An 8,911-nucleotide genomic window follows, 5' to 3' on the forward strand; every position below is an offset into this window, starting at 1 on the left:
TGAAAGTGCCGTCAATTCCGGTGCACCTGGCCAGCTGTTGTACACAGTCTGATTGGGCCCCGCCCAAGAGTCCAGAGCCATACCGATATTTGCCTGCGGCAACAGAAACAGGCGTACGACGACGGCACCTGGCGTCCACGGCCGGCGCAGCTTCAGCCCTGCCTGCCTCTGTCAGGAAGGGAGGATTTTTTCCGTGTGGCCAAGGGCTGCGCTGGCCTCCCTGGCGGCGTCCGCCACCGCTGGACCCAGCCGCCCGACGTCGTCCGGCCCAACGCGCTGGGTGGGAAAACCTACTCCGAGGACTGCAGCGAGGCGTCCAGCATGATTGAAGACCGGGGCGCTGATGGAGCCCACGTCAGAGTTCCGTTCGCCGAAGGCTGCATAAAAACCTGCGGCCCGTGCACTGCTGACCTGGGCGTCGAGTTTCTCCCAGGTGTCCGGCGTTGCGGGGGTGTAGCGGGTCAGCTCCGTGTCCTCGATCGCTTGACGCGCCTCGGGATCGAAGGCAAGGAAGATCTTTCCAGGGGCGCCGGCATGGATTGGCATCACTTGCCCCACGAGGAAGGGACGCATCACGACGTGTCGGGTCTCTGCCACGGCAACGACGGTGCGGAAAGCTCCGTCCCGCATATACAGGCACGCCGTCTCTCCGGTCCGGTCCCGCAGTTCCTGCAGGATGGGGCGGATCAGGCGGACCACATCCAGTCCGAACGTGCCGGGGGCGGCCCACTGCACCAAGCGCAGTCCGATCCGGTAGCGGTCACCGTCGCGGTCAAGGAATCCTTCGCGCACCATGTTTTGAACCAGCCGCTGGCACGTGCTTGGCGGCAAGCCTGTCTGCCGGGCGATTTGCTGGAGAGTCGGTTCGGGGAACTCCACTGAGAAGCAATTCAGGATTTCGGTGACTTTGCGGAGCACCAGAAGGGGTGGTGCGGATCCGCTGCTTCGCTCTGACGCCAACGTCTTTGTCCCTTGTCCTCATTCATTTTCCCAACTGTGAGTCGTCATTCTAAGGCGGCGCGCCCAGTGAAGATAATCGTTGACACAGGCAACAAGGACCCGCACCATGGGTTGAAGAACCGCATCGCGGGTCCAGCGGCCTGACTTCGGAACCCCATTATTCGATTTCGAAGCCCGGGCGGCGCCCTGCTACATCTGACCAATGGAGTGATGATGAGTATTCAAGGAGTGACCCGGGAGCAGGCCGTACGGCGTGCCACGGTGGCGAGTGTAGTGGGTACCACCATCGAGTGGTATGACTTCTTCCTCTATGGGACTGCCGCTGCCCTGGTGTTTCCCCAGCTGTTCTTTCCGGGCCAAGTGGCTTTCGCCGGTGTGCTCGCCGCGTTCGGCACGCAGTTTGTTGGCTTTGTGGCCCGGCCCATCGGTGCGGCCATCTTCGGCCACTTTGGTGACAGGATCGGCCGTAAGACGACCCTCATGGCCACCCTGTTCCTGATGGCCTTTGGGACGGTGCTGATCGGTCTACTCCCGACGTACGAAAGCATCGGCGTCGCCGCGCCGGTCCTGCTGGTCCTGCTCCGCATCATCCAGGGCATCGGCGTGGGTGGCGAGTGGGGCGGTTCCGTACTGCTGAGCATGGAATGGGGCGACCAGAACCGTCGCGGACTCTCAGCATCCTGGCCCCAGATCGGGGTGCCGCTGGGGCTGGTCCTGTCCACCGGCGTCGTCAGGATCACTACCGCCGCAACCGGTACCGATGGGTTTGCCGCCTACGGGTGGCGGATCCCATTCATCTTGAGCATCATCCTGATCGGAGTGGGACTCTTCGTCCGGCTCCGGGTCATTGAAAGCCCGGAATTCGAGGCCGTCCGGCAGTCCAAGAAGGTGGTGAAGGCCCCGATCATCGAGGTCATCAGGAGGCAGCCCAAAGAGATCCTCCTTTCTGCATTGGTGCGCACCTCGGAGCAGGCCCCGTTCTACCTTTTCATCACGTTCGTGATTACGTACGCCACCAAGCAGCTGAAGCTTGACAGCAACTCCATCCTTGACGACACCCTCATCGCGGCTGCGCTGGGCCTGATCAGCGTTCCGCTCTTCGGCCGCCTTTCAGACCGGTTCGGCCGGCGCCGCGTCTATGGAACCGGCATCGTGCTCACGGCGCTGTTCGCCTTTCCCTACTTTGGGCTGTTGAACACCCGCGACGCCCTGTGGGTTGGCGTTGCCGTGGTGGTCAGCCTGATCCTGCACGACATCCAGTACGGTCCCCAGGCTGCCCTGATCGCCGAAAGCTTTGACGCCGATATCCGTTACACGGGTGCGGGGCTGGGTTACCAGCTGGCCAGCGTGATTGCGGGCGGTCCCGCGCCCCTCATCGCTGCCGCCTTGCTGGCCAACTATGGCAACTCGACGTCGATCTCGCTGTACATCATCCTCTGCTGCATCATCGCGATGGCTGCCCTGATCCTCCTTCCCAGGGCCAAGGGGGCGCTGGCCAGGGACGCCGCTGCCGCTGCGACGCCACGAAACCTGTAGGACCGGATGCGAACGGACTTTGAACCGCAACAACTGGGTCCGCGGGACTTCTACAAATTCCTCACCTCAGTGGTGGTTCCGCGGCCCATCGCCTGGGTTTCGAGCACCTCCCCGCAGGGGGTGGACAACCTTGCGCCCCATTCGTTCTTTACTGTCGCCTCGGTGGATCCTCCGATCCTCCAGTTCACCTCCGTCGGCGAAAAGGATTCGCTGCGGAACATCGAGGCGACAGGGGAGTTCGTGGTGAACCTTGCCCCCGCAGCGCTGATCCAGGAGGTCAACGCCACGGGGACCAATTTCAGTGCCGACGTGAGCGAATTCGACGCTGCGGGCCTGACCCGCGAGCAGAGCGCCGTGGTCCGGCCGCCCAGGGTCAAGGAGTCCCCGGCGGTCCTGGAGTGTACGCTTCACCAGACCCTGCGGATGGGTGACTGCGTCCTGGTGTTCGGTCTGGTGGTGCACGGATCCGTTTCTTCCGAGGTGCTCAGCGGCAGCCACCCGGAGGTAACCGGGCTGGATCCGCTGTCAAGGCTTGGCGGGGACGAGTGGGGCAGCCTTGGCCCCATCCACCACCTGCCGCGGATCCGCGCTTCGCAGTGGCCAGGTTCCTTCACACCAAGGGATGCCACGTGACGAAATCAGACACCGGAAGCAAGCAGTACGCGTGGGGTGGGGTCAACTGATGGCCCCGGTCAGTGTTGACGAAGCGGGGGCCATCGCCACGATTTCCTTTGGCAGCGGGCAGCGGCTCAACGCCCTGGGACCGGGTGACTGGGAGGATTTGGGGCGTGCCGTACATGGCCTGGCGTCCATCCCCTCCCTGCGCGGCGTCGTGGTCCGCGGCAGGGGAGGAGTGTTTTGCGCGGGCTCTGACGTGCGCGAATGGGACGGGACCCCTGATGCGGAAGTCGGACGGACTTTCGAGCTGCTTGAAGCCGCCCTGCAGGCGCTCGAGGACTTGCCGGTCCCCACCCTGGCGTTGGTGGAAGGGGTTGCGGCAGGCGGAGGCTGCCAGCTTGCCCTTGCCTGCGACCTGCAACTGCTGACCTCCACAGCCCGCATCGGGATGCCCGTCGCACGCCTTGGCTTGCTGGTACCTGCCACCTTCGCCACCCGTCTGGCACTCCGAATAGGTCCGTCCCGAACCAAGGACCTCTTATTCAGGGGCCCGATGCTGGACGCCCGAGAAGCCTGGGACATGGGACTGGTCACCACCGTTGCTCCCGACGAGGATGCAGAGGCGGCGCTTGAGGCAATCCTCGATGGCTGGCGGGAAGTGTCCGCGGCATCCCTGCGGGCATCCAAGGCTGCGGTCAACGACGGTCTGCGCCTGCTGACGGAAGCGGGCCGCCGGGCGCCGAAGGGCCCGGCGGTGGATCCGAATGAATTTCGCGGCCGGGTGGAAGGCTTCCTCCATCGTCACCGGGGCACGCCGTAGCCGGCATCCGCCGGGGCCCGTCCGGGAACGCGTGGTGGACTACGGCCGGTCGGCCCCGTCCAGTACCGCGATGTCCAATGGCATCGTGTTCGTCCTGCGCAGGCGGGGCCGTGCGGCCGCAGGGGGAGGCTGTCCCCACGCTGGACGGCGGCAGCAACGCCGTCGTCCGACCTGGCTGCGTTGGGTTCGCATCCCTCTGTCCTACGCCCCGGCACGTATTGGGGGCAGGGGTCCCGCTGCTGCTTGTCCTAGCCGCCGGAAGCTGCGTGGAGCGCTGCCGCAAGGTAGGGGGCCGTGCGGCTGCCGCGGGAACGCGCGACGGCGGACGGGTCGCCGGCGGCGACGATTGTGCCGCCGGCGTCTCCACCAGCCGGTCCCAGGTCCATCACCCAGTCGGCGGAGGCCACCACGTCCATGGCATGTTCCACCACGATCACCGTGTTCCCGGAGTCCACGAGGCGGTTCAGCTGAGCCATCAGGAGCTGGACGTCGGCCGGGTGCAGGCCCGTGGTGGGCTCGTCCAACAGGTACAGGGTGTGCCCGCGGCGGGCCCGCTGCAGTTCGGTGGCAAGTTTGATCCGTTGTGCCTCGCCGCCGGAAAGTTCGGTGGCCGGCTGGCCCAGCCGGAGGTAGCCCAGGCCTACTTCCTGGAGAGCCTGCAGGGCGCGGGCGGCAGCGGGAACCTCGGCCAGGAAACCCGCGGCGGCGTTGACCGTCATGGCCAGCACCTCCGCGATGTTCCTGCCCTGGTAGGTGACCTCCAGGGTCTCGGGGTTGTAGCGCGTGCCGCCGCATTCCGGGCACGGACCGTAGCTGCCGGGCAGGAACAGTAGTTCCACGGCCACGAAGCCCTCGCCCTGGCAGGTCTCACAGCGTCCGCCGGCCACATTGAAGGAGAAGCGCCCGGCGCCGAAACCCCGGCTCCTGGCGGCCTCGGTGGCGGCGAATTCCTTGCGGACGGCATCGAACAGCCCGGTGTAGGTGGCCAAATTGGAGCGCGGGGTGCGCCCGATCGGTTTCTGGTCCACTTTCACCAGGCGGTCGACCAACTCCAGGCCGGATACGTGCCCCACGGTCAGCGGTGCGCCCTGTTCGTCGGCGTCCTGGTCCGGCTCTTCGAGCGTTGTCCCGGTCACGGTCCCGGTGTCCAGTGCAGTGCTGCGCAGTGAGACGCCGCCGGCAACATCGGCGAGGACCCGGCTCACCAGCGTGGACTTGCCGGAACCCGAGACGCCCGTGACCGCCGTCAGGACGCCGAGCGGAAAGGCTGCGTCCAGGTTCCGCAGGTTGTGCCGGCTCACGCCCCGCAGTTCCAGCCAGCCCGTGGCTTCCCGCCTGACATCGTTGCCGGGGCCGCCGTCGTCCTCTTCCGCCGCTGTCCCTGTCGTACCTGTCCCTGTCGTACCTGTCCCTGTCGTGCCGGTTCCGCCGGGGAACAGGAACGGCCTCGTCACGGACTCCGGTACCTCAGCGAGGCCCTGCACTGGCCCGCTGTACAGCACCTCCCCGCCGTCTTCGCCGGCCCGCGGCCCCACGTCCACCAGCCAGTCCGCCCGGCGGACCATGTCCATGTTGTGTTCCACCACGAAGACGGAATTTCCTGAGGACTTGAGCTGGTCCAGGACGGCCAGGAGGGGTTCGGCGTCCGCAGGGTGCAGGCCCGCCGACGGTTCGTCCAGTACGTAGATCACGCCAAACAGCCCGGACCGGAGCTGGGTGGCGATCCGGAGCCGCTGCATTTCCCCAGGCGAGAGCGTAGGCGTGGCCCGTCCCAGCGCCAGGTATCCCAGGCCCAGTTCCAGCAGGACGGTGATGCGCTGCAGCAGGTCGCGGGTGATGGCCACCGCCACTTCGTTGGACTCGGATGACTGCTTGCGGGACGCAGTTCCCGCCGTGGCCAGCGCGGTTGTGGGGCGGATGATCTCCACCAATTCAGTCATGGGCGCAGCATTGAGCCCTGCGATGGTCTGTCCGGCGAAGGTCACCGCAAGGGCTTCCGGCTTGAGCCCTGTACCGCCGCACCGCTGGCACGGCCCGGTCTCCATGAAGCGCAGCACCTTCTCCCGCATGGCAGGGCTTTTGGAGTCGAGGAGTGTGTGCATCACGTAGCTCTTGGCGCTCCAGAACCGGCCCTTGTATGGTTTGGCCACGCGGTCCCGCTGCGGCGTTACCTCCACCACCGGTTGTTCCTCGGTGAACAGGATCCAGTCCCGCTGTTTCCGGGGCAACTGCCGCCACGGGATATCAACGTCGTAGCCCAGGTGGGTCAGGATGTCGCGCAGGTTCTTGCCCTGCCAGGCGCCGGGCCACGCGGCAATCGCCCCGTCGCGGATGCTCAGTGAGGGGTCCGGAACCAGGGATGCTTCACTGACGGTGTGGGCTGTGCCCAGGCCATGGCATTCCAGGCAGGCGCCTGCCGCGGTGTTGGGGGAGAAGGCGTCCGAGTCCAGCGGCGCCGCGCCCTCCGGGTAGCTGCCGGCCCGGGAAAACAGCATTCGCAGTGAATTGGACAGCGTGGTGACGGTCCCCACGGTGGACCTGGAGGTTGCTGTTCCCCGGCGCTGTTGGAGTGCGACGGCGGGCGGCAGCCCGGTGATTTGGTCCACCTTGGGGTTGTGGCCCTGCTGGATGAGGCGGCGGGCGTACGGCGCCACTGATTCGAAGAACCGGCGCTGCGCCTCCGCGTAGACAGTGCCAAAGGCCAGGGATGACTTGCCCGAACCGGACACGCCAGTGAACGCGACAATCGCATCCCGCGGCACATCCACGCTGACGTTCCGCAGGTTGTTTTCGCGGGCACCGCGTACGCGGACGAAGCCGTCTTCGGCGTGGTCGGGCGTGGGGGCAGGGATATTCAGCTCGGTCAGTTCATCAGCGTTTTGTTTGGCATGCACCGCTTCGACTGTACTGGCCATCCGTGTGCGGCCGGAATTTGGCTGGACCTGTCGGGACGGCGCAGACGGATTTACACTGAAGCATTCCGCCACGCAGGCAGGCTGGGGAAGCGGTCCGGCGAACAGAACAGCAACTACATATTTGGAAGGGCCGGCCATGGGCAACGCGTCGCAGGGAGCTAACAGGGCAGTGTCCGAGGCGGCGTCGGCCACCCGCAGCCCGGCGGTACGCATTCTGGCCCGTGCAGGATTTGTCTTCATTGGCCTGGTCCATATCCTGATCGGCGCCATCGCTTTGCAGTTGAACAGGGGCCAGGGCGGAGAAGCTGACCAGTCGGGGGCGATCGGATCCCTGGCTTCCAAGCCGGGCGGCGGGATCCTGCTCTGGGCCGGAGCTGTTGCATGTGCAGCGCTTGCCCTCTGGATGCTCAGCGAGGCTGTTTTTGGGGCCCGCAGGGAGCCTGACTCCAAGAAGAAGCTGAAGAACGCCGCGAGCGCTGCGGGCAAGGCAGTGGTCTTCGGGTTCCTGGCCTTCACTTTCGCCGTCTTTGCCTCCGGGGGCAGCAAGAACTCCAGTCAGTCGGCCAGCGACTTCACCGCAAAGCTGATGGGAGCGCCTGCCGGGGTGGTGCTTTTGGTAGTGGTGGGGCTGGCGATCATCGGGGCCGGTGTCTTTTACGCCTACCGGGGTGTCTCCCGGAAGTTCATGAAGGACCTCCAGGACCCGGGCAGCGCGCGGACGGCCGTGGAGTGGCTCGGGACCATTGGTTACGCAGCCAAGGGTGTGGTGCTCGCCGTCGTCGGTGTGCTGATCATCGTGGCAGCCGCCACCGCGGACCCGTCCAAATCCTCCGGCCTCGACGGCGGGCTGAAGGCGCTTGGCTCCCAGCCGTACGGGGTGTTCCTCCTTGCTGCCATCGCCGTGGGGCTCATCTGCTTCGGCGTGTATTCCATGGCACGGGCACGGTACGGGAAGTTTTAGGCCCGGGACGCAGCGTGGCTCCCCGCAACGCGGCCACTGGGGTACCTAATGCCCTAAAGGTTCCTGTGCAGTCGCTGTGCATCCTGTTGATCCTGGTCACCTTAGCCCTAAAGTGATCCCACAATTGCCTACGATGGGATACGGATAAAAGACATACGGCCGGCGGGCAGCTGCCCGGCCACCCGGTAATTCCAGGCAGGAGGAGGGACCATGCAGGACAGCGTGCTGCTGCACGGGCATCCCGGCCGGCTGGCGACGGCTGGTGTGGTTGCCCTCCTTCTGGCCGTGACCTCGGGAAGCGCTGCCCAGACGCAGCCCCCGGCCACGGCGGCGGCCCCGGTCCGTGTTGTTGTGGTGGGGGACTCGCTGAGCACCGGCCACGGCACCTCGCCACAGCAGGCGTGGCCGGCGTTGATGCGGAAGGACCCGGAGGTGGCCGGCCTGGAAGTAGTCAACGCTGCCGAGGACGGAAGCGGCTACGTCAGCGTGGGCGACTACAACGGGACCTTCGGTACCCAGGTTGATGACTACGTAACCCCGGACACCGGGATTGTGGTCTTTTTTGGCTCGGAAAACGACCTTGGCTATGCCTCCGCCGACGTCGGCGACGCGGCGCTGGCCGCGATGGACAGGGCAGAAGCCCTGGCCCCCGAGGCGAGAATCATCGTGGTGGGGCCGCCGTCGTACACCACGGACACTGACCCGAGCCTGGTGAATATCAGTGACCAGCTCAGGATGGCCACTGCGATGGCGGGCGGTGAGTTTGTGGATCCGATCGCCGAGGGCTGGATCAGCGACGATTTTGATGACCTGATCGGCCCGGACGGCGACCACCCGACTGTGTTGGGGCAGCATTACCTGCTGGATCACATCGGTGCGTACCTTGAGCAGGCGGCCCCGGCGGCTGCGGCCGCGCTGGAAGGGCGGCAGGACGCGCGCAGGCCGGCCGCCTAGGTGTATTGACCTGCGAGGTTGGTGACGCGGCTGGCCGGTGGCTGACCTTTGAGTGAAGTGTGGCCTCGATGATGATTGTAGTGATGGAGCCAGTCGGCGAAAGCGGCAACACGCTCGGTCTCTGAGCTGTACGGACGGGCGTAGGCC

General features: G+C 65.8%; 7 protein-coding genes and 1 pseudogene. 5 read left to right on the top strand and 3 right to left on the bottom strand.

Going from position 1 to position 8,911, the window contains the following annotated elements:
- Positions 1-171: 171 nt before the first annotated feature.
- The gene (locus J7I84_RS16580) at positions 172-918 is read right to left on the bottom strand and encodes an IclR family transcriptional regulator (protein WP_311381158.1); all 747 of its coding nucleotides are present in this window, start codon (positions 916-918) and stop codon (positions 172-174) included.
- Positions 919-1,173: 255 nt separating this feature from the next.
- Here J7I84_RS16580 and J7I84_RS16585 point away from each other — a divergent pair, with 255 nt between their 5' ends.
- From J7I84_RS16585 to J7I84_RS16595, 3 genes are read left to right on the top strand one after another with little or no spacing between them, the layout of a single operon-like run.
- Positions 1,174-2,496, top strand: coding sequence for an MFS transporter (locus J7I84_RS16585; RefSeq protein WP_214945647.1), 1,323 nt, complete (start codon positions 1,174-1,176; stop codon positions 2,494-2,496).
- A 6-nt stretch (positions 2,497-2,502) separates the two neighbouring features.
- Positions 2,503-3,129, top strand: a complete 627-nt coding sequence (locus tag J7I84_RS16590; protein WP_214945648.1) for a flavin reductase family protein — start codon at positions 2,503-2,505, stop codon at positions 3,127-3,129.
- A 31-nt stretch (positions 3,130-3,160) separates the two neighbouring features.
- On the top strand, positions 3,161-3,934 hold the full coding sequence (locus J7I84_RS16595; protein WP_214945649.1) for an enoyl-CoA hydratase/isomerase family protein: 774 nt from the start codon (positions 3,161-3,163) through the stop codon (positions 3,932-3,934).
- 248 nt (positions 3,935-4,182) lie between these two features.
- Here J7I84_RS16595 and J7I84_RS16600 read toward each other — a convergent pair whose 3' ends face one another.
- Positions 4,183-6,801: an excinuclease ABC subunit UvrA gene (locus tag J7I84_RS16600; RefSeq protein ID WP_251046735.1), complete on the bottom strand. Its 2,619-nt coding sequence runs from the start codon at positions 6,799-6,801 to the stop codon at positions 4,183-4,185.
- Positions 6,802-6,985: 184 nt separating this feature from the next.
- Between J7I84_RS16600 and J7I84_RS16605 the strand changes: the two genes are divergently transcribed.
- Both J7I84_RS16605 and J7I84_RS16610 read left to right on the top strand, forming a co-directional pair.
- Complete coding sequence (locus J7I84_RS16605; protein ID WP_214945651.1) at positions 6,986-7,810, top strand: DUF1206 domain-containing protein; 825 nt, start codon at positions 6,986-6,988, stop codon at positions 7,808-7,810.
- A 210-nt stretch (positions 7,811-8,020) separates the two neighbouring features.
- Positions 8,021-8,764 carry an SGNH/GDSL hydrolase family protein gene (locus J7I84_RS16610; protein WP_214945652.1) on the top strand — a complete coding sequence of 248 codons (744 nt, stop codon included), beginning with the start codon at positions 8,021-8,023 and terminating at the stop codon, positions 8,762-8,764.
- On the opposite strand, the pseudogene J7I84_RS16615 reads toward J7I84_RS16610, so the two are convergent.
- Positions 8,761-8,911 (bottom strand): annotated as a pseudogene (locus J7I84_RS16615) (integrase core domain-containing protein); the annotation flags it as partial. The gene J7I84_RS16610 and the pseudogene J7I84_RS16615 overlap by 4 nt on opposite strands.

The organism is Arthrobacter sp. ISL-85, assembly GCF_018613675.1.
In the GTDB taxonomy this organism is placed as follows: Bacteria; Actinomycetota; Actinomycetes; order Actinomycetales; family Micrococcaceae; genus Arthrobacter.